The sequence below is a fragment of the Streptococcus constellatus genome (assembly GCF_902167705.1).
In the GTDB taxonomy this organism is placed as follows: Bacteria; Bacillota; Bacilli; order Lactobacillales; family Streptococcaceae; genus Streptococcus; species Streptococcus constellatus_A.
Genome location: NZ_CABHMZ010000013.1, coordinates 78,138 through 98,322 on the forward strand (window position 1 = coordinate 78,138; position 20,185 = coordinate 98,322).

General features: G+C 38.4%; 14 protein-coding genes. 11 read left to right on the forward strand and 3 right to left on the reverse strand.

What is annotated here, in order from left to right; genetic code table 11:
- Window positions 1–46: 46 nt before the first annotated feature.
- A complete protein-coding gene (locus tag FQ204_RS04065) occupies window positions 47–886 on the reverse strand; it encodes a glycoside hydrolase family 25 protein (RefSeq protein ID WP_144208919.1) in 840 nt (279 codons plus the stop codon).
- Between the two features lie 299 nt (window positions 887–1,185).
- Here FQ204_RS04065 and ftsW point away from each other — a divergent pair, with 299 nt between their 5' ends.
- The 7 genes from ftsW (at window position 1,186) to FQ204_RS04100 (ending at window position 12,462) form a co-directional block, all read left to right on the forward strand.
- Window positions 1,186–2,418: a cell division peptidoglycan polymerase FtsW gene (ftsW, locus tag FQ204_RS04070; RefSeq protein ID WP_144208921.1), complete on the forward strand. Its 1,233-nt coding sequence runs from the start codon at window positions 1,186–1,188 to the stop codon at window positions 2,416–2,418.
- A gap of 38 nt (window positions 2,419–2,456) precedes the next feature.
- On the forward strand, window positions 2,457–5,156 hold the full coding sequence (ppc, locus tag FQ204_RS04075; RefSeq protein WP_144208924.1) for a phosphoenolpyruvate carboxylase: 2,700 nt from the start codon (window positions 2,457–2,459) through the stop codon (window positions 5,154–5,156).
- Between the two features lie 125 nt (window positions 5,157–5,281).
- Window positions 5,282–5,752, forward strand: a complete 471-nt coding sequence (locus FQ204_RS04080) for an RNA polymerase sigma factor (protein ID WP_144208927.1) — start codon at window positions 5,282–5,284, stop codon at window positions 5,750–5,752.
- Window positions 5,739–6,716, forward strand: coding sequence for an anti sigma factor C-terminal domain-containing protein (locus tag FQ204_RS04085; protein ID WP_144208930.1), 978 nt, complete (start codon window positions 5,739–5,741; stop codon window positions 6,714–6,716). Before FQ204_RS04080 ends, FQ204_RS04085 begins: the two co-directional genes overlap by 14 nt.
- 123 nt (window positions 6,717–6,839) lie before the next feature.
- The gene (gene tuf, locus FQ204_RS04090; RefSeq protein ID WP_144208933.1) at window positions 6,840–8,036 is read left to right on the forward strand and encodes an elongation factor Tu; all 1,197 of its coding nucleotides are present in this window, start codon (window positions 6,840–6,842) and stop codon (window positions 8,034–8,036) included.
- Between the two features lie 155 nt (window positions 8,037–8,191).
- Window positions 8,192–8,950, forward strand: a complete 759-nt coding sequence (gene tpiA / locus FQ204_RS04095; RefSeq protein ID WP_144208936.1) for a triose-phosphate isomerase — start codon at window positions 8,192–8,194, stop codon at window positions 8,948–8,950.
- Between the two features lie 65 nt (window positions 8,951–9,015).
- Window positions 9,016–12,462, forward strand: a complete 3,447-nt coding sequence (locus FQ204_RS04100) for a GBS Bsp-like repeat-containing protein (RefSeq protein WP_144208939.1) — start codon at window positions 9,016–9,018, stop codon at window positions 12,460–12,462.
- A gap of 201 nt (window positions 12,463–12,663) precedes the next feature.
- Here FQ204_RS04100 and mnmE read toward each other — a convergent pair whose 3' ends face one another.
- Window positions 12,664–14,037, reverse strand: coding sequence for a tRNA uridine-5-carboxymethylaminomethyl(34) synthesis GTPase MnmE (gene mnmE, locus FQ204_RS04105; protein WP_144208943.1), 1,374 nt, complete (start codon window positions 14,035–14,037; stop codon window positions 12,664–12,666).
- A gap of 335 nt (window positions 14,038–14,372) precedes the next feature.
- Between mnmE and rpiA the strand changes: the two genes are divergently transcribed.
- The 4 genes from rpiA (at window position 14,373) to FQ204_RS04125 (ending at window position 17,735) form a co-directional block, all read left to right on the forward strand.
- On the forward strand, window positions 14,373–15,062 hold the full coding sequence (rpiA, locus tag FQ204_RS04110; RefSeq protein ID WP_144208946.1) for a ribose-5-phosphate isomerase RpiA: 690 nt from the start codon (window positions 14,373–14,375) through the stop codon (window positions 15,060–15,062).
- A gap of 209 nt (window positions 15,063–15,271) precedes the next feature.
- Entirely contained in the window at window positions 15,272–16,081 is an 810-nt protein-coding gene (locus tag FQ204_RS04115; RefSeq protein ID WP_144208949.1) for a purine-nucleoside phosphorylase, read from the forward strand.
- A gap of 188 nt (window positions 16,082–16,269) precedes the next feature.
- The gene (deoD, locus tag FQ204_RS04120; RefSeq protein ID WP_144208952.1) at window positions 16,270–16,980 is read left to right on the forward strand and encodes a purine-nucleoside phosphorylase; all 711 of its coding nucleotides are present in this window, start codon (window positions 16,270–16,272) and stop codon (window positions 16,978–16,980) included.
- Window positions 16,980–17,735: a hypothetical protein gene (locus tag FQ204_RS04125; RefSeq protein ID WP_144208955.1), complete on the forward strand. Its 756-nt coding sequence runs from the start codon at window positions 16,980–16,982 to the stop codon at window positions 17,733–17,735. The genes deoD and FQ204_RS04125 overlap by 1 nt, the downstream gene beginning before the upstream one ends.
- A 58-nt stretch (window positions 17,736–17,793) precedes the next feature.
- Here the strand turns inward: FQ204_RS04125 and FQ204_RS04130 are convergent, their stop codons facing one another.
- Complete coding sequence (locus FQ204_RS04130; protein WP_144208958.1) at window positions 17,794–19,974, reverse strand: LTA synthase family protein; 2,181 nt, start codon at window positions 19,972–19,974, stop codon at window positions 17,794–17,796.
- Window positions 19,975–20,185 lie beyond the last annotated feature (211 nt).

Below are 20,185 nucleotides of genomic sequence, written 5' to 3' on the forward strand. Positions count from 1 at the left end.
ACAGAAAAACTCTGTAAAGTTTTCGCTGAAAACCATTACAGAGTCATTATTTTCCCTTACCAAATAATTTTTCAAACGTTTTTGTCTGATTTTTTAAAGGAGACAGCTGATTGAGATCGACATCATGTGCAAAACCGCTAATTGATCCTTGTGAGGTGTATTGATGTAAATCGTATTTTAAGTCGGTCTTGGGAGCGGCATTGTAATAACCATCATTGTGACCATAAGTTGGAATCCAAATAGCTGTGAATTTCTTGGTTGAAATACTGTGTTCCTCAAGGAAATAGGTGCCGACATAAATTCCAATATTCTTAGCACCTAATGATGCTAACTTAGCACGAAAAGCTTCAACGCCAGCATTCATGTCCTCCATAGTCTTTTCTTCGACGTCCAGCCAGTAGTAAGTTGGTTTGTACTTTGAAGCAGCCTTATAAAAACTTTCAGCCGCTTTTTGCATTTCCTTCTTGCTATTACCAGCTACATAAGCGTAGACAGCAACAGGAATGTTTCGTTTTTGAAATTCTTCGATATGTCGTTGATAGGACTTGTCAATCCCATTTAGATGTGTAGCAGCATTTTCTTTTTTTGCTTGTGCTCCGCTATGCACGCGTATAATGGCGCCAGAGATATTTTTTGCTAATTGATCATAATTGATATCACTTGGTAATTGCCAGCCTGATAAGTCAATAATCGGTTTGTAGGCCTTATCTTCCTCGTTAGAATCAGAAACATCGCTCTGTTTAGCAGTGATCGTTGATGATTGCTCAATGGCAGCCTTTTGCTGTTTAGTTTCCTTGCTTTCTGAATAATGCTTCGCTCCTAAAATAATCACAATGAAGCTTACAAAGAAGACAAGGACAACAAGCGGTTTAATCCTCTTTCTCATATAAATTTATTTTAACGTAAAGTCAGATAAAAAGCAAAATAAACTAGTAGAAAATAAGTATTTGTCATCAAATTGAAATATTAAAGAAAGCGGTTTATTGAACACAATCAAACGATGTGTGTATAAATACTTTTTCAGGCTCAAAATGTAGCAGCAAACTTCATAGCCTTATCCTCTTTTTAGTTAAAGTTTAGCCTAGATAACAAAAGGATTTCAAAAATGCCGTTCGTTAAATACTTTTATTTTACCCTGAAAAGTGGTATAATGTTCGGTGAAAATTTGAAAATAATAGGTGAACTATGAAAATTGATAAACGCCACCTACTGAATTATTCCATTTTGATTCCTTATTTGATTTTATCTATTTTGGGATTGATAGTTGTTTATTCGACATCAAGTGCCACTTTAGTACAGGTAGGAGCAAATTCGCTCAGATCTGTTTTAAGTCAAGGAGGTTTCTGGATAATCAGTTTACTTGCCATTGCTTTAATTTATAAAATAAAGTTAGATTTCTTAAAAGACAATCGACTGATTGTTATTGTTATTTTTGTGGAAATCTTGCTTTTAATTTTATCGCGTGTCATTGGTACGCGAATCAATGGAGCTCATGGTTGGCTATATATTGGTCCTGTTAGTCTCCAGCCAGCTGAATATTTAAAAATCATTCTGGTCTGGTTTTTAGCGCTGCGGTTTTCTCATCAGCAAGATGAAATCGCAACTTATGACTATCAGGCTTTGACACGAAATCAACTGATTCCGCGTGCATTGAACGACTGGCGTATTCTTGTTATCGTGTTAATTGGAATCGTAGCGGTATTGCCCGATTTAGGAAATGCAACCATTCTTTTGCTGACGACCTTAATCATGGTAACGGTTAGTGGGATTGGTTATCGTTGGTTTTCAACTCTTCTTGGGATATTGGTTACTCTTTCCACAGTTGTTTTAACAAGCATTTGGCTGATTGGTGTGGAAAAAGTTGCTAAGGTTCCTGTTTTTGGCTATGTGGCAAAACGATTCAGTGCCTTTTTTAATCCATTTAAGGATTTGTCCGGCGCAGGTCACCAGTTGGCCAATTCCTATTATGCCATGAGCAATGGTGGTTGGTTTGGTTTAGGATTAGGAAACTCTATCGAAAAACGTGGTTATTTACCAGAAGCACAGACAGACTTCGTCTTTTCCATTGTCATTGAGGAATTTGGCTTTATCGGTGCCAGCTTGATTTTAGCTCTCTTGTTTTTCCTTATTCTGCGGATTATCCTTGTAGGGATTCGAGCGAAAGATCCGTTCAATTCCATGATGGCTCTGGGCGTTGGTGGAATGCTGCTGACACAAACGTTTATCAATATTGGAGGAATTTCAGGTTTGATCCCTTCAACTGGTGTCACTTTCCCGTTCTTGTCACAAGGTGGAAATAGTTTGTTGGTATTATCCGTAGCAATTGCTTTTGTATTAAACATTGATGCCAATGAAAAACGAGAAAGTTTATACAGAGAAATAGAAGAAACCAATTATGGTTTCAGAGTTATTCGCTAACGTTAGATTGAGCAAAAGCTTATTGAAAGGTGTAGAATATGTCACTTCAGAAATTAGAAAATTACAGCAATAAAGAAGTTATCAAAGAAGAAGTTACGATTTTGACGGACTTATTAGAAGAAGTTACACAAAATATGCTAAGTCCTGAAACCTTTGAAAAAATCATTGCTTTAAAAGAATTGGCAACAGTTGGAAATTACGAAGGACTAAATGAAATTGTTCAGAATCTATCGAACAAGGAAATGTCTTATATTTCACGTTATTTTTCGATTTTGCCGCTCTTAATCAATATTTCAGAAGATGTTGACTTGGCTTTTGAAATTAACTATCAAAATAATGTCGGTCAAGATTATCTTGGAAAATTATCCACAACGATTGATTTAGTTGCTGAAAAGGAAGATGCTGCTGAAATTTTAGATCATTTGAATGTGGTACCTGTTTTAACAGCTCACCCAACTCAAGTGCAACGGACGACCATGTTGGATTTAACCAATCACATTCATGTCTTGTTGCGTAAATACCGCGATGTGCGAATGGGCTTGCTCAATGAAGAAAAATGGCACAACAATCTTCGGCGGTATATCGAAATTATCATGCGCACGGATATGATTCGTGAGAAGAAATTAAAAGTGACCAATGAAATCACCAATGTGATGGAATACTACAACAGTTCTTTCTTACAGGCGGTGACCAATCTAACAGAAGAATACAAGCGTCTAGCCAAAAAGCATGGGATTGACTTGAAAAATCCAACCCCCATTACAATGGGAATGTGGATTGGTGGCGACCGAGATGGAAATCCGTATGTTACATCTGAAACGTTGAAAAAATCCGCTTTGACCCAATGCGAAGTGATTATGAACTATTACGATACGAAAATTGCCAATTTGTATCGTGAATTTTCTTTGTCAACGGGTATCGTAAAAGTCAGTGAAGCGGTGCAGGAAATGGCTTATCTATCAGAAGATAATTCTATTTACCGCGAAAAAGAGTTGTATCGCCGCGCTTTCTACTATATTCAAACAAAATTGGAAAATACAAAGGCTTACTTTATTGACCAGATCAAAACAGAGCCACATTACCACAAAATTGAAGAATTTAAACATGATTTGTTAGCTATCAAGCAGTCCCTTCTTGAAAATAAAGGCGAAGCAATGATTTCTGGTGAATTTACTGAATTGTTGCAAGCGGTGGAAGTATTCGGCTTTTACCTTGCTTCCATTGATATGCGTCAAGATTCCAGTGTTCATGAGGCCTGCGTTGCGGAGCTGCTAGCAAGTGCGGGAATTGTGGAGCATTATAGTGAGCTTTCTGAGGATGAAAAATGTCACGTCCTGCTGAATGAACTTCTCTATGATCCACGGATTCTCTCTGCAACACATACTAAAAAATCAGCCCTTTTACAAAAAGAATTAGAGATTTTTCAAACGGCGCGTGAGTTGAAAGACAAGCTAGGAGATGCGGTTATTAAGCAAACCATTATTTCTCATGCAACAAGTGTGTCTGACCTTTTAGAGTTGGCTGTTATGCATAAGGAAGTTGGTCTCGTTGACAAAGAATTTGCGCGTGTACAGATTGTGCCGCTCTTTGAAACCATTGAAGATTTGGATAATTCCTATGACACGATGAAGAAATACTTATCTCTTCCAATCGCTCAGAAATGGATTGCCTCCAATAACAACTATCAAGAAATTATGCTGGGTTATTCAGACAGCAATAAAGATGGTGGTTACTTATCATCCTGCTGGACTCTCTATAAAGCTCAACAGCAACTGACAGCTATTGGAGATGAATTTGGTGTGAAAATCACCTTCTTCCATGGTCGTGGTGGAACGGTCGGTCGTGGTGGCGGACCTACTTATGAAGCCATTACCTCTCAGCCTCTCCGCAGCATCAACGATCGGATTCGTCTGACAGAACAAGGAGAAGTCATTGGCAATAAATACGGAAATAAAGATGCTGCTTATTACAATTTGGAAATGCTGGTGTCGGCAACGATTAACCGTATGATTACTAAGAAAAAAAGTGATACCAACACGTCCAAACGCTATGAGCATATTATGGATCAGGTAGTAGATCGAAGCTATCAAATTTATCGTGATTTGGTTTTTGGCAATAAACATTTTTATGATTATTTCTTTGAATCAAGCCCAATCAAAGCTATTTCCAGCTTTAATATTGGTTCGCGGCCGGCTGCGCGTAAAACCATTACCGAAATTGGTGGCTTGCGTGCCATTCCGTGGGTCTTTTCATGGTCACAAAGTCGGGTGATGTTCCCCGGTTGGTACGGTGTTGGATCCAGTTTTAAAGAATTTATTGATGAAAATCCAGAAGAAAATCTAGCTTTCTTGAGAAATATGTATAAAAATTGGCCTTTCTTCCAATCGCTTTTGTCCAATGTGGACATGGTGTTATCAAAGTCGAATATGAATATTGCCTTTGAATATGCAAAATTATGCGAAGATGAAAACGTTCAAGAAATCTATTACACGATCTTAGATGAGTGGCAGTTGACCAAGAATGTCATTCTTGCTATTGAAGAATCTGATGAACTGTTGGAGGAAAATCCATACTTACGAGACAGTTTAGACTATCGCATGCGTTATTTTAATATCTTGAATTATATTCAGCTAGAACTCATCAAACGCCAACGCCGTGGAGAATTATCTCCTGACGAAGAAAGATTGATTCACATCACCATCAACGGAATTGCGACTGGACTGAGAAATTCAGGCTGATGAAGAATAAAAAATCGGATTATTTCCGATTTTTTTATATTTTTGTAACCAAAAACGCTTCCAATTCGTTATACTAGTGAAGGAAGGGGGATGAGGATATCAAACTAGATGATTATGAAAAAGTCTTGATTGCCTTTGCGAAAGAAATCGTCTATTATTTGCAAAGCTCAGGCGTTTCAAAAGAGCAAGCAGAAGATGTTGTTCAGGATGTTTTTATCAAAATGCTAGAGTCTGATTTTGTCATCCCTGCTCAAAAAATGCGAGCTTGGATGTATCGTGTGTCCATTCGCCGCTACATTGACAAATACCGGCGTGATAAGCATTATATGGAACTTTTGAGACGAGATTTTTTTACCAAGGAAAATCAATTGATTGTTGAAGGAGCAGATTATGACTTTCTCATGGAGGGGGTAGAAAAGTTGCCCACACAGGATAAAATCATGTTGGACCTTTATTACTTTCAAGGATTTTCAACGGGTGAAATAGCAGAAGTGCTCCATTATTCTAAGAGCAAAGTCAAAGTTCAGCTCATGCGCAGTCGGAAAAAACTTCGACAGGTTTTGGAAAAGAAAGGATATCATCATGGAAACATTTGAAATCGTTGCAAAGAAAAACAAAAAAAGGATGATTAAGCGGATTATTTTGTGGTCAACAGCAGTGGTGCTGGCTTTGGGAGGAGTTGCTTTTGGAACATCTATCTTGCTTCAAAAAATGGCTTCAAAAAATATGCAAGAAGTAACAAATTATTATGATACGAGGCAGGAAATAGCTTATCCTAATATTTATTCCTCGGCTAGACATATTCAATTGACAGCAAACTTTACCTATTCGTATCAAGCGGAACGAATGAAGGATTTAGATGGTGTTCTGATTCCCTATAACGAAATCACAGCTTCAGCAGGTCCAAATTTTGTTCAGATTGATCACAGTGGAGATATGGTGAATATCCATGGGAGACAAGATGGAAAAACCATGATAGCCTATTCAAATGGTGGTAATGTGAAGGTTCCTCAATTTTTTAATGTGAAAAATAAGGAGAATGATGATTGGGTGGCACAACCGTCTCAGGAATTACCTTTGGTATCAGAGATGAAAGGTCAGCTCGTTGAGGTAGCTCTGACGTTTGACAAAGCTTATAGTTACGAAGAGTTGCAAACCATGTTGCCGGATAACCTAAAACAAAATTGGTACTGGCTTGGAACATACTCTAGTTATAATGTTGCGGACATGGATATGAGTAATTTATTTGGTTTCAAGGTCATGAAAGGGGATTTACAGTACAGTTTTGATATCTTTAGATCCAAACTCAAAGAAGCTTTGACGGATAAACATGGATTTATCAGTAGAGAGACATCAACAGGTGAGAGTTATAATTCTAAAAAAGAGCTGGAATACCTAGATAAAACCTATAAAAAAGCAGAAGATTGTAAATTCTCAGGCGTCATTCTAACAGGAAAAGCTGAAAATTTTGCTCAGTTGGAAGGTAAGGAGTGGATTTACGCATCAAGTATTGGGGCTTCTACACCAAATCAACCATACTACAAGTTGGACAAAGAATAAATTGATAAAAAAGGCGTAAAATGCTTGCAATTTGAAGAAAATTTGATAAAATAGTAAGGAAAGTTAGACTGTATTGCCTACTGTCTATCTATAAAATATATTTTATTGGAGGCTTTTACTCAAATGGCAAAAGAAAAATACGATCGTAGTAAACCACACGTTAACATCGGTACAATTGGACACGTTGACCATGGTAAAACTACCCTAACTGCAGCTATCACGACTGTACTTGCACGTCGTCTTCCAAGTTCAGTTAACCAACCAAAAGATTACTCATCTATTGATGCTGCTCCAGAAGAACGCGAACGCGGAATCACTATCAACACTGCACACGTTGAATACGAAACTGCTAAACGTCACTATGCTCACATCGACGCTCCAGGACACGCGGACTACGTTAAAAACATGATCACTGGTGCTGCTCAAATGGACGGAGCTATCCTTGTAGTAGCTTCAACTGACGGACCAATGCCTCAAACTCGTGAGCACATCCTTCTTTCACGCCAAGTAGGTGTTAAATACCTTATCGTCTTCATGAACAAAGTTGACTTGGTTGACGATGAAGAATTGCTTGAATTGGTTGAAATGGAAATCCGTGACCTTCTTTCAGAATACGATTTCCCAGGTGATGAAATCCCAGTTATCCAAGGTTCAGCTCTTAAAGCTCTTGAAGGTGATGAAAAATACGAAGACATCATCATGGAATTGATGGATACTGTTGATGAATACATTCCAGAACCAGAACGTGACACTGACAAACCACTTCTTCTTCCAGTCGAAGACGTATTCTCAATCACTGGACGTGGTACTGTTGCTTCAGGACGTATCGACCGTGGTACTGTTAAAGTCAACGACGAAGTTGAAATCGTTGGTATCAAAGAAGAAATCCAAAAAGCAGTTGTTACTGGTGTTGAAATGTTCCGTAAACAATTGGACGAAGGTCTTGCTGGAGATAACGTAGGGGTTCTTCTTCGTGGTATCCAACGTGACGAAATCGAACGTGGACAAGTTCTTGCTAAACCAGGTTCAATTCATCCACACACTAAATTCAAAGGTGAAGTTTACATCCTTACTAAAGAAGAAGGTGGACGTCATACTCCATTCTTCAACAACTACCGTCCTCAATTCTACTTCCGTACTACAGACGTTACAGGTTCAATCGAACTTCCTGCAGGTACTGAAATGGTAATGCCTGGTGATAACGTAACAATCGATGTTGAATTGATCCACCCAATTGCCGTAGAACAAGGAACTACATTCTCTATCCGTGAAGGTGGACGTACTGTAGGTTCAGGTATGGTTACAGAAATCGAAGCTTAATTCAATTAAGTTCCCAGATGAACAATTAAAGTCAGACAACTAAGCTCCGCTATTGCGGGGCTTTCTTTTTTTGATTTCATTAGACTTAGCCTTTATTTCTCTATTAAATTATGGTAAAATGATAAATGTAAATAAAAAAAGAAGAGGTATGTGAAATGTCACGTAAACCATTTATTGCTGGTAACTGGAAAATGAACAAAAATCCAGAAGAAGCTAAAGCTTTTGTAGAAGCAGTTGCAAGTAAACTTCCTTCATCTGATCTTGTTGAAGCAGGTATCGCAGCTCCTGCACTTGATTTGACGACAGTTCTTGCTGCAGCAAAAGGTTCAAATCTTAAAGTTGCTGCTCAAAATACTTATTTTGAAGACGCTGGTGCCTTTACTGGTGAAAATAGTCCCAAAGTTCTTTCTGAAATGGGTCTTGATTATGTTGTAATTGGTCACTCTGAACGTCGTGACTATTTCCATGAAACAGACGAAGATATCAACAAGAAAGCTCATGCTATCTTCCGCAACGGTCTTCTTCCAATCATCTGTTGTGGTGAATCTCTTGAAACTTACGAAGCTGGTAAAGCAGTAGAATTCGTAGGTGCTCAAGTGTCTGCAGCTCTTAAAGGATTGACAGCAGAACAAGTTTCTTCTCTTGTCATTGCCTACGAACCAATTTGGGCTATTGGTACTGGTAAATCAGCTACTCAAGACGATGCTCAAAAAATGTGTAAGGCAGTTCGTGACGTTGTAGCAGCTGACTTTGGTCAAGAAGTAGCTGACAAAGTACGTGTACAATATGGTGGCTCAGTAAAACCGAACAATGTAGCTGAATACATGGCATGTCCAGATGTTGACGGTGCTCTTGTTGGTGGTGCCTCACTTGAAGCAGACAGCTTCCTTGCATTGTTGGACTTTGTAAAATAATTTTTAAAAGAAATAGTTAGCTTGCTATATTTTTATAGCAGGTTTGTTTTAAATGGAGAAATAAAATGAAAAAGAAAAGTTTATTTTATTTAGCAAGCACAGCTATTTTAATTGCAGCTAGTTCACAGCAAATTTTTGCTGACGAAACTGTAAAAGCTTCGACTCCAGAACCGACAGTAGAGCTCAATAAACAAGAAGCTCATTCTTCAGCTGAACTCCAAGTAGAAAAAGCGGAGCAAACGTCTCCGTCAAATCAAGCAACTTCGGCTTCTGAGTCTGGAGATCAAGTAACTGATTCCTCAGCTGCTTCAACTGAGACGAAAGTTGCTGATGAAAATTCGGTTGTGAAAGAAAATTCGGTAGCTGCAACTGAAAGCTCAAAAGATAACAAGTCAACTTTTTTTGCTGCGCAGAATAACCAAGCAACAGCTAGAAGTAATCCTGATGCGCAAGTGAAAAAATCAACTTTTGTGGATGTCAGCAGTCATAATGGGAATATCAGCAAAGAGGATTATCAACGCTTAGCTGAAAAAGGGGTAAATGGCGTTGTTGTTAAATTAACAGAAGGAACGAGCTATAAAAATCCTTATGCGGCTTCCCAAGCGCAAAATGCACAAGCAGCAGGTATGCAAGTATCGGCTTATGCTTTTTCTCACTATACTAATGAAGCAGAAGCTAGGGCAGAAGCGCGCTATTTTGCAGAGGAAGCAAGAAGATTAAATCTTCCGCTCTCAACGGTTATGGTAAATGATATTGAAGATTCTGATATGCGTCCGAATATCAATGCAACTACTCAAGCTTGGGCAGATGAAATGCGGCGTATGGGCTTTTCAAATCTGATGTATTATACGAGTGCAAGTTGGCTTGATCGAAACAATCTTAGAACGAAAGGACCGATTCAAACAGAGCAATTTGGCTTGGAAAATTTCTGGGTAGCGCAATATCCAACTTCAAAATTAAGTGCAGATGATGCAAAAATACTAAAATATAATAGCGGAGCAGGTGCTTGGCAGTTTACTTCGCAAGCTGAATTACTACCCGGCCGTCATGTATTTGACCAAAGCGTGGATTATACTGGACGTTTTACAAATAGGGCAACTCCAAGCAATCGTGCTGCAAATCAGCCAATAAAGGGAAAAATCACGGTTCAAAACAATAATCCTAACACGGGAACCTTTGATGTGATTGTGTCAGATGTTTCTGCTCCTTACGGCGTTCGTGAAGTGAAAGTACCAACCTGGTCTAATGTCAATGGTCAAGATGACATTATTTGGTATACAGCTGCTAAACAGGCTGATGGAACCTATAAAGTAACAGTAAGGGCAGTAGATCACAAATTTTCTACAGGACTCTATCACATTCACCTTTATTACATTCAAAATAATGGGAAATTGGTTGGCATAGGTGGAACAACTACCGAGCTCTCGTTTGGACGACCTCAAGGAAAAGTGACCATTGCTAATAATAATCCAGACACAGGAACTTTTGATGTCATTATTTCCAATGCATCTAGTCCTTATGGCATTCGCGAAGTGAAAGTTCCAACTTGGTCTAGCATCGGTGGTCAAGATGATATTATCTGGTACACAGCGACAAAACAAGCCAATGGAACCTATAAAGTAACAGTGAAAGCTACTGATCATAAAAAATCAACTGGAGAGTATAATATTCATGTATATTATATCCAAGAAAATAATCAGTTGATAGGAGTAACAGGAACAACGACAACTGTTTCGATTGCTCGCCCTAAAGGTACTTTGACTATCACAAATAACAATCCAGACGCAGGAACTTTTGATGTGATTGTCTCAGGCGTTTCCAGTCCAGATGGTGTTCGTGAAGTGAAATTACCAACCTGGTCTAATATAGATGGTCAAGATGACATTATTTGGTACACAGCGACAAAGCAAGCTAATGGAACGTATAAGACGACCGTCAAGGTAAGTGATCACAAGTATTCGACAGGTCTATATCATGTTCATTTGTATTATATTCAGGATAATGGACAAATTGTTGGAGTAGCTGGAACACAAGTAAATGTTTCTTTAGCGAGAGCAAAAGGGAATCTTACTATTCAAAATAATAATCCAGACACAGGAACCTTTGATGTGATTGTTTCAGGTATTTCTAGTCCTTACGGCGTGCGTGAAGTGAAATTACCGACCTGGTCTAATGTCAATGGTCAGGACGATATTATCTGGTACACTGCCACTAGACAGGCCAATGGAACTTACAAAACAACTGTCAAAGCGAGTGACCATAAAAGAAGTACAGGTTTATACTACATTCATCTGTATTATATTCAAAACAATGGTAAACTCGTTGGAGTAGGTGGGACAACGACAGAAGTTTCAATTGCACGTCCAAAAGGTACATTAACGATTCAAAATAAAGATGCGAATAAAGGAACTTTTGAGGTAATTGTCTCCAACGTTTCTAATCCAGATGGTGTTCGTGAAGTGAAATTACCGACTTGGTCTAATGTCAATGGTCAGGACGATATTATCTGGTATACTGCTACTAGACAGGCCAATGGAACTTATAAGGCGTTCATTAAAGCAAGTGATCATAAGAATTCAACCGGTTTGTACTATATTCATTTGTACTATGTTCAAAACAATGGAACATTGATTGGAGTAGGTGGTACATCAACCAATGTGACAATTTCTGCGGAAAACCTTAAACCAACTGGAAAAATCACGATTCAAAATAATAATCCTAAAACAGGAACCTTTGATGTGGTGGTGTCTAATGTTTCCAGTCCTCATGGTGTTCGTGAAGTGAAGCTGCCAACGTGGTCCAGTGTGAATGGTCAAGATGATGTTATTTGGTATACTGCTGCAAAACGAGCAGACGGTACCTATAAGATAACTGTGAAAGCGAGTGACCATAAGAACTCAACCGGCGAATACAATGTTCATTTGTATTACATTCAAAACAATGGTAAACTGGTTGGTGTGGCTGGCACAACAGTACGAGTTTCTAAAACGTCTTATCCGACACCATATTTTTCTCAACGTGATGGTCGTTGGGCAGGACGAACTTATGGTGGCTACACATTTGCTGCAACGGGCTGCGTTCCAACAACAGTTGCTATGGCAATTTCTGGTATTACAGGACAGACTGTTTTGCCAACGACTGTGGCAGATTATCTCTATCATTCTACAAACGAATTTAATAAGAGAAGCTATGGTACAACGAGTCATGGTATTGTATTAGCAGCTCAATATTGGGGTTTGAAAACGGATGTTTTAGGTTCAACCGCAGCTGTACGAGAAGCTCTTGCTATGGGACACCATGTGCTTGGCGCAGTAGGAACCAGTGTGTTTGCAAATTATCCTGTTACGCATGAGTTAGTCATGAGGGGCTATAACAACGGAATGACTTATGTAATGGATCCGTATAATGCTAATAATAATGGCTATTATTCAGTAGATTATTTATTTAGAGTACGGAGTTTAGATCCAACTGATAATACAGAAGGTTCTCCGTTCATGACAATTAGAGCGTAATATTGTGTCTGATCTGTGAGAACGAAGTTTCTGCCATTTTATTGGTTTAGTAATGAAAGGCTGAAACTACGAACTAAAAATTTTAAATGTTTAGTTCTGTCTTATTCTCTTTTTGATGAAAAGTAAAAAGCTCTATGATTTCTATAGGAATAACCTTAGAAATCATAGAGCTTACTTGTTTTTATTTGAATTTGTCTACTATTATTTTCCCAAGCAAAATTGGCTGAAAAGTTGGCTAATGAGTTCATCAGGAGCGGCGTCACCTGTTATTTCACCAAGGATTTCCCACGTCCGAGTTAGATCTACTTGCACTAAATCAACAGGCATTCCTAAATCCAGTCCCTCATTGACAGCGTGGAGACTTTCGACAGCTTTTTCAATCAGAGAAATATGGCGAGCGTTAGAGAGATAAGTAGCGTCTTGTTCTACAATACCTGCATTTTCAAAGAAAAGTTGGTTAATTCGTTCTTCGATTTTATCAATGTTTTGATTTTGAAGAACAGAAATCTTAATAAACTCATCGGGAAGTTGGTCAACTTCGATCTTCTCATCCAAGTCTGTTTTATTGAGCAGCAAGATACGATTAGTGTCTTGACTGATTTCTAACAGTTTGCGGTCTTGTTCTGTCAATGGCTCGCTAGCATTTAGCACAAGAAGCACAAGGTCAGCGTCTTGGAGCGCTTTTTTGGAACGTTCTACTCCGATTTGTTCAACAATATCATCTGTATCACGAATACCCGCAGTGTCAATCAACTTGAGTGGTACCCCATTGATGTTGACATATTCTTCAATGACATCGCGAGTGGTTCCGGCAATATCCGTCACAATAGCCTTATCTTCACGGAGCAAGTTGTTAAGGAGACTAGATTTGCCAACGTTTGGGCGACCAATAATAGCAGTAGAAATTCCTTCGCGTAGAATCTTACCGCGGCGAGCTGTTTTTAAAAGCTGGGTTAAAAGTTTTTCAAATTCAGCTGTTTTTTCACGCAACAGTTTGGTGGTCATTTCCTCAACATCGTCGTATTCTGGATAGTCAATATTGACCTCGACTTGAGCCAGTGTGTTAAGAATTTCCTGGCGTGTATTATTGATGAGGTCGGACAGAGAGCCGTCCAGTTGCTTGACGGCGATATTCATGGCTTTGTCCGTTTTTGCCCGAATAATGTCCATGATAGCCTCTGCTTGCGTCAAATCCACACGTCCATTGAGAAAGGCTCGCTTGGTAAATTCACCAGGTTCCGCCATTCTGGCTCCTTCTCGAATAGCTAATTGGAGGATTTCGTTGGTCACAGCAATCCCTCCGTGAGTGTTAATCTCAATCACGTCTTCGCGTGTGAAGGTTTTAGGAGAGCGCATAGCTCCAATCATAACCTCATCTAGTACCTCGTTTGAATGAGGATCTACAATGTGACCGTAGTTAAGCGTGTGGCTGGCAACCTTGCTCAAATCTTTTCCTTTGAAGATTTTTTGAGCAATGGCAAAACTGTCCGTCCCGCTCAGTCTCACAATGCCGATAGCCCCCTCACCAAGAGGAGTTGAAATGGCAGCAATCGTATCAAATTCTTTCGTTATCATCAATCTATTCCTTATATAATGTATTCAAATGCAATCTATATTCATTGTAACGCAAAACAAGGTTCGTCGCAAGATTTTCACATCAAAAGGGCTCTTCATCATTTTCAGCAGGATAAAATAACTAAAAAAGATAATTCGGTTATTCGTTTGAAATATCAAATTATAATAGAAAAAATTAGGAATTTTTAACATTTTATAATCAAGAAAAAAGGAATATTCGGATTTTAGAATTTTTAGTAAAAAACAAAAATTTCACAAGAAAGTGGTTTCATTTTTGAGGTGCGAAAGTTGCTAAATCATGGTATACTAGAAGCAGATTGACTAAAGGAGCAAAAATGGAAAACCTCAAAAAAATAGCAGGAATCAAAGCTGCAGAATATGTGAAAGATGGAATGGTAGTTGGTTTAGGTACTGGTTCGACTGCCTATTATTTTGTAGAAGAAATTGGTCGACGTATCAAGGAAGAACAGTTAAATATTACTGCTGTCACCACTTCAAGCGCGACAAGTGAACAAGCTCGAAATTTGGGGATTCCACTGAAATCGATTGATGAAGTGGCAGAAGTAGATGTGACCGTTGACGGAGCTGATGAGGTGGACGTTGACTTCAATGGCATCAAAGGTGGCGGAGGTGCTCTGCTTATGGAAAAGGTTGTTGCCACTCCGACAAAGACCTACATTTGGGTAGTGGATGAAAGTAAAATGGTTGATAAACTGGGTGCTTTCAAATTACCCGTAGAAGTTGTGCAATATGGTGCAGAACAGCTTTTTCGTCGTTTTGAACGCGCAGGCTACAAACCGTCATTTCGTGAAAAAGATGGTAAACGATATGTCACCGATATGCAGAATTTTATTATCGATCTTGACTTAGGCGTGATTGAAAATCCAGTCGAATTTGGGCGAGAATTAGATCATGTAGTCGGCGTTGTAGAACATGGACTCTTTAATCAAATGGTGGATATGGTCATTGTTGCTGGAAAAAATGGCGTGCAAATTTTAAAATCAACCAAATCAAAAGGAGAGTAGAATTTTATGTCGCATACAATTATATTCATGTCATTGTCATGGATTCAGTCTGAATTGGTACTGCATTAAATGCTGATTTTTATGAAAGCCAAAATGTTAGAGTATATAAAATAAGTTGTTCTAGTAAAAGTTACAAAACAGTTTAATATTTCATTTACCTTTTGGATAAAATTTTGAAAGGAAAGAGTATAAAAATAAGGATCAAAGATATGAATTTAATGGATAAAATTAACGAAACAGCACAGTTTTTAAAAGATAAAGGAATTACTGTACCAGAATTTGGCTTGATTCTCGGATCTGGTTTGGGAGAATTAGCCGGTGAGATTGAAAATGCTGTCAGCATTGACTATGCAGACATTCCCAATTGGGGCCGCTCAACGGTGGTGGGGCATGCTGGCAAATTGGTTTACGGCGATTTAGCAGGTCGGAAAGTGCTGGCTTTGCAAGGACGCTTCCATTTTTACGAAGGCAATCCCATGGAAGTAGTGACTTTCCCTGTCCGTGTGATGAAAGCGCTAGGTTGTGAAGGTGTCATTGTTACCAATGCTGCTGGAGGGATTGGATACGGTCCGGGAACTTTAATGGCTATTTCAGACCATATCAATTTAACTGGACAAAATCCTCTAATTGGAGCGAATTTGGACGAGTTTGGACCACGCTTCCCAGATATGTCTGATGCCTATACAAAAGTTTATCGTGAAAAAGCACACGCTGTAGCCGAAAAATTAGGTATTGACTTGAAAGAAGGAGTTTATCTGGGTGTGACAGGACCAACTTATGAAACACCAGCAGAAATCCGCGCTTTCCAAACTTTAGGTGCAAGTGCTGTTGGTATGTCAACCGTTCCAGAAGTAATTGTGGCAGCTCATTCAGGCTTGAAAGTATTAGGAATTTCAGCTATTACAAACTTTGCGGCTGGTTTTCAAAGCGAGCTAAACCACGAAGAAGTAGTAGAAGTGACAGAACGCATCAAGGAAAACTTTAAAGGACTTGTAAGAGCAATCCTTGCAGAACTATAAATATAACTAAAATTTAAAAGAAAAAGAGAATGGAGCTTGCTCAATTTTCGCTTTTCTATAACCAATTAAAATGAAAGGAATGAGACCCGCACAAAACTCTTTCTGAAAGAATAGGTTCCTAGAAAATCAAAATTTTCTGTCACTTGTACTTCTCAGTTGAGATTTTTGACGGGCTTGGTATCTTATTTATGTCAATCCATATTGCAGCAAAACAAGGCGAAATTGCCGATAAAATTTTACTACCTGGCGACCCACTTCGTGCCAAATTCATTGCCGAAAACTTCTTAGAGGACGCTGTATGCTTCAATGAAGTTCGCAACATGTTTGGTTATACAGGGACTTATAAGGGGCATCGTGTCAGTGTGATGGGAACTGGAATGGGAATTCCGTCTATTTCTATCTATGCTCATGAGTTGATTGTTAACTACGGTGTGAAATGTTTAATTCGTGTAGGAACTGCTGGTTCCTTGAATAAAGACGTCCACGTACGTGAATTGGTATTAGCACAAGCAGCAGCGACAAACTCGAACATCATTCGTAATGATTGGCCTCAATATGATTTTCCGCAAATTGCAAGTTTTCGTCTTTTAGATAAGGCTTATCATCTTGCCAAGGATTTTGGTATGACAACGCATGTTGGAAGTGTCTTATCATCAGATGTTTTTTACTCAAACTACGGTGAAAAAAATATCGAACTTGGTAAAATGGGAGTTCTGGCTGTGGAAATGGAAGCGGCAGCTCTTTACTATCTAGCTGCTCAATATAATGTCGAAGCACTTGGCATTATGACCATTTCAGATAGTTTAGTTAATCCAGACGAAGACACAACAGCGGAAGAACGACAAACGACTTTCACAGATATGATGAAAGTCGGCTTAGAAACGCTTATTTCAGAGTGATGCTTGGAAATTTAGATATAAAAGAAGAAATAGTGTATGCTATTTCTCGCTATGATTATGCTCATGCCTATAAATTGGCTCAAAGACTGAATGATGCAGAATCAAAGCTAGTTGAACTTTTGTATATCATGGCGGAGCGGAGAGAGTTGAATATCCGCCCTGCTATGGAATGTCAGTTGGAAATTAGAAATGATTTTCAACTTTTTTGTCATGCCTCTGAGGAAGATGAACAATTAGCAAACTACCTATATGACTTAGAAGCAAAGCTCAAAAACGAACAGGTGATTGATTTTATTCGTGCCGTTAGTCCGGCTATTTATCGGATTTTTATGCGTTTGATCAAGCTGGAAATTCCTGATATTGAATCCTATATTCATAATTCTAGAGAAGCGAGTTACGATCGTTGGAATTTTGATAAGATGAAAAAAACAGGGCATCCCATTTTGAGCACTTTTCATGCTGAAAGTCCAGTTCATTCTTCGAGTTTGGCCGGTTTGATTTTGCTACTGGATTTGCCAGAGCAAGTTAAGATAATGTTCAAAGAACTACGAAAGTTGGAGAAATCTGTTCGGAATCCCTTGGCGCACTTGATTAAGCATTTTGACGAAGAAGAACTGCATTCCACTACTGGATTTTCTTCTCAATTTTTTATGGAAATATTGATTTTGCTGGCGCAAGCAACAGGCATTACTTATGACGAAGAGCAGTTTTACTTTGATCGGGTTAATCAAGTCATCAAAACATTGATAAATTGAGTGCTTTATTTCATTATAAAATCCCATACAGCTTATTTCACTTGTATGGGATTTTTTGTTATTTAGATGAAGAGCTGGATTCTTCTGTTGATGAGGAAGAACCACTGCTACTTGTTGATTCAAATTGTTCCGGGTGAAGAGCACGATAACTTGGTGAATCAAATAGCTCGACAGTTGAATTGCCACCGCGTTGGGTATAAAGGCTTGTAGATTCAGCACCTTTTTTCTTTTCAATAGATAATAATGATTTAAGTGAATTAGTGTAAGAATAATCCTTGGGGTTCACTTTTCCTAAATCATTTCCAGTATAGAAGCGAAGCAAGTCTCCAGTTTGAATCAGGTCACTCATCTTCAATTGCTCATTGGTCGTGTTGCGGATTTTTTCCAATTCTGCCGTAGTTGTTTCATCTGGATTGGTAATTTCTTCTCCTGTTTCTGTATAGTAAGTACGTCCGCTGTAACTGGTATACTTAGGAGTTACGAAATAGTTTGATGAACGGAAAGCAACGGTTTGCTGATGTTTTGGAGAAAGTAAATCTTGTCCGACTTGTAGGTATTGTTTAGAGTCAATACCGAGCAAATGTTCTAAAGTAGGCAAGAGATCAACTTGACCGCCATAGGTATTAACGACTTTTCCTTTTGTCATGCCAGGAATAACGACCATGTAAGGAACTCTTTGTAGCATAGCGTTGTCATAGCTAGACCAAGTTTCAGAATTTTTGCCTAGTAATGGCGCCAGCGAAGGATTCCGTGAATTGGAAATACCATAGTGATCACCATAAAGAACGATGATAGAATTTTCATAAAGACCAGACGCTTTTAAGTAGTCAAAGAATGATTTAACGGCAGAATCTAAGTAGTTTGCCGTAGCAAAATAACCATTGATTGTTTCATCCTTAGTTGAAGCAAGTGGGAAACCAATCTCGTCTCCAATCAAGCTAGTTGTATAAGGATAGTGATTAGAAACGGTGATGTATTTTGCATAAAATGGTTGTTGTAAATGTTCAAGATACTTAATAGAATCTTTGAACATAATCTTATCATTCAGACCATATTGGAATGAATTCGTTTTGTTTTGCTTAGAAAAGTAAGAAGAATCGAAGAAATAGTTATATCCCCATTGTTTGTAGGTGGTATTTCGATTCCAGAAACTACCAGCATTTCCGTGGAAAACGGCACTAGAATTATAACCATTTTTTGAGAGAATGTACGGAGCAGCTTGTTGCGTGTTTGTTCCACCATAGTTTACCATAAAGGAGCCTTGATTGAGACCAAATAAACCAGTCTCTAACATCGTTTCTGCATCAGATGTTTTTCCAGCTTTTACTTGGTTAAAGATATTAGAAAAAGCAAACGTTGAGTTTGAATGATAAAGTGAATTGAGGAATGGAGTTACTTCGTATTCTTTACCCTCAGACTTTAATTTATAATCAATTAGGAATTGTTGGAAACTTTCTAAGTGAAGATAGATGACATTTCTACCTTTAGCAATCCCATAATATTCTTTATTTGGCTCCGCATAGTGTGACTTGACATACTCTTCGACAGGTTTCAAATCTTCAGCACTTGCTTTAGAACGCTCTTTATTGGCGCTATATGTTTGGTTGGCGCTATATCCAAGAAAGGCAGGTAATCCTAAGGCGCGGACGACATAATAATTGGAGAATCCGCGTGTCAACAACTCTGGACGGTCAACTTCTGCTAAGAAGAGATTGGCTGAAAAGAGCATACTAGATAAGGCAGTAATTGCAAAACTAGCTCGTTTATTAAAAGAACGATCGTCCAAACGAATCCATTTTTTATAAAAAAGGAAACCTAAGATTGGAAAATCAATGATGTAAATCAAATCTCCAGGTCTAAATAATTCAAGAGCAGCCTCTCCCAGACCAGCAGAAACACTACTTGAAGCTAGCATAGTATTGACAGTGACAAAATCACTAAACTCGCGATAATAGATAGAGTTTGAAATGAGCCAGACAAATAATAAAATGTAAAGCGCAACTGCTAGAATATAGAAAACCTTGGTTTTTTTAATATAAAATGCTAGTCCAATCAGTAATAATCCTAATGGAAGAGGATTGATGATAGCGAGAAAGACTTGATAGGCACCTTGAATATCAAGATTAAAATCAACAGAGTAAGCCCACATGGTTTTCAGCCAGTAAAGGGTCAGTAAGGTCAAGACAAAACCTAGTCTTGTACTCATAAAGTTGAGTATCTTCCTAGTTATATTTTTCACAAATTGTACTTCCTTGTCTTATTTCCTAAAATTTTCACTATTAAGTATAACATATTTTCGTTTTAAGTAGGTAATTTAAAATGTCGCATTCTTTTTTATCAGGATAAATTGTAAAATATAGTTCAACAAAAAAACTCATAGCGTTTCATTGGTGTAAACTGTAAGTAACCACACAAACAGAACCCGAGGAAAAACTATGAGCTACTCCCAT

What these genes read in the sequence shown, in the direction of transcription:
- rpiA (WP_144208946.1), top strand. Translation starts at nt 14,373, where the DNA reads ATGGAAAACCTCAAAAAAATAGCAGGAATCAAAGCTGCAGAATATGTG.
- FQ204_RS04085 (WP_144208930.1), top strand. Translation starts at nt 5,739, where the DNA reads ATGGAAACATTTGAAATCGTTGCAAAGAAAAACAAAAAAAGGATGATT.
- deoD (WP_144208952.1), top strand. Translation starts at nt 16,270, where the DNA reads ATGTCAATCCATATTGCAGCAAAACAAGGCGAAATTGCCGATAAAATT.
- FQ204_RS04100 (WP_144208939.1), top strand. Translation starts at nt 9,016, where the DNA reads ATGAAAAAGAAAAGTTTATTTTATTTAGCAAGCACAGCTATTTTAATT.
- FQ204_RS04115 (WP_144208949.1), top strand. Translation starts at nt 15,272, where the DNA reads ATGAATTTAATGGATAAAATTAACGAAACAGCACAGTTTTTAAAAGAT.
- tuf (WP_144208933.1), top strand. Translation starts at nt 6,840, where the DNA reads ATGGCAAAAGAAAAATACGATCGTAGTAAACCACACGTTAACATCGGT.
- FQ204_RS04065 (WP_144208919.1), bottom strand. Translation starts at nt 886, where the DNA reads ATGAGAAAGAGGATTAAACCGCTTGTTGTCCTTGTCTTCTTTGTAAGC.
- FQ204_RS04125 (WP_144208955.1), top strand. Translation starts at nt 16,980, where the DNA reads ATGCTTGGAAATTTAGATATAAAAGAAGAAATAGTGTATGCTATTTCT.
- mnmE (WP_144208943.1), bottom strand. Translation starts at nt 14,037, where the DNA reads ATGATAACGAAAGAATTTGATACGATTGCTGCCATTTCAACTCCTCTT.
- ftsW (WP_144208921.1), top strand. Translation starts at nt 1,186, where the DNA reads ATGAAAATTGATAAACGCCACCTACTGAATTATTCCATTTTGATTCCT.
- ppc (WP_144208924.1), top strand. Translation starts at nt 2,457, where the DNA reads ATGTCACTTCAGAAATTAGAAAATTACAGCAATAAAGAAGTTATCAAA.
- tpiA (WP_144208936.1), top strand. Translation starts at nt 8,192, where the DNA reads ATGTCACGTAAACCATTTATTGCTGGTAACTGGAAAATGAACAAAAAT.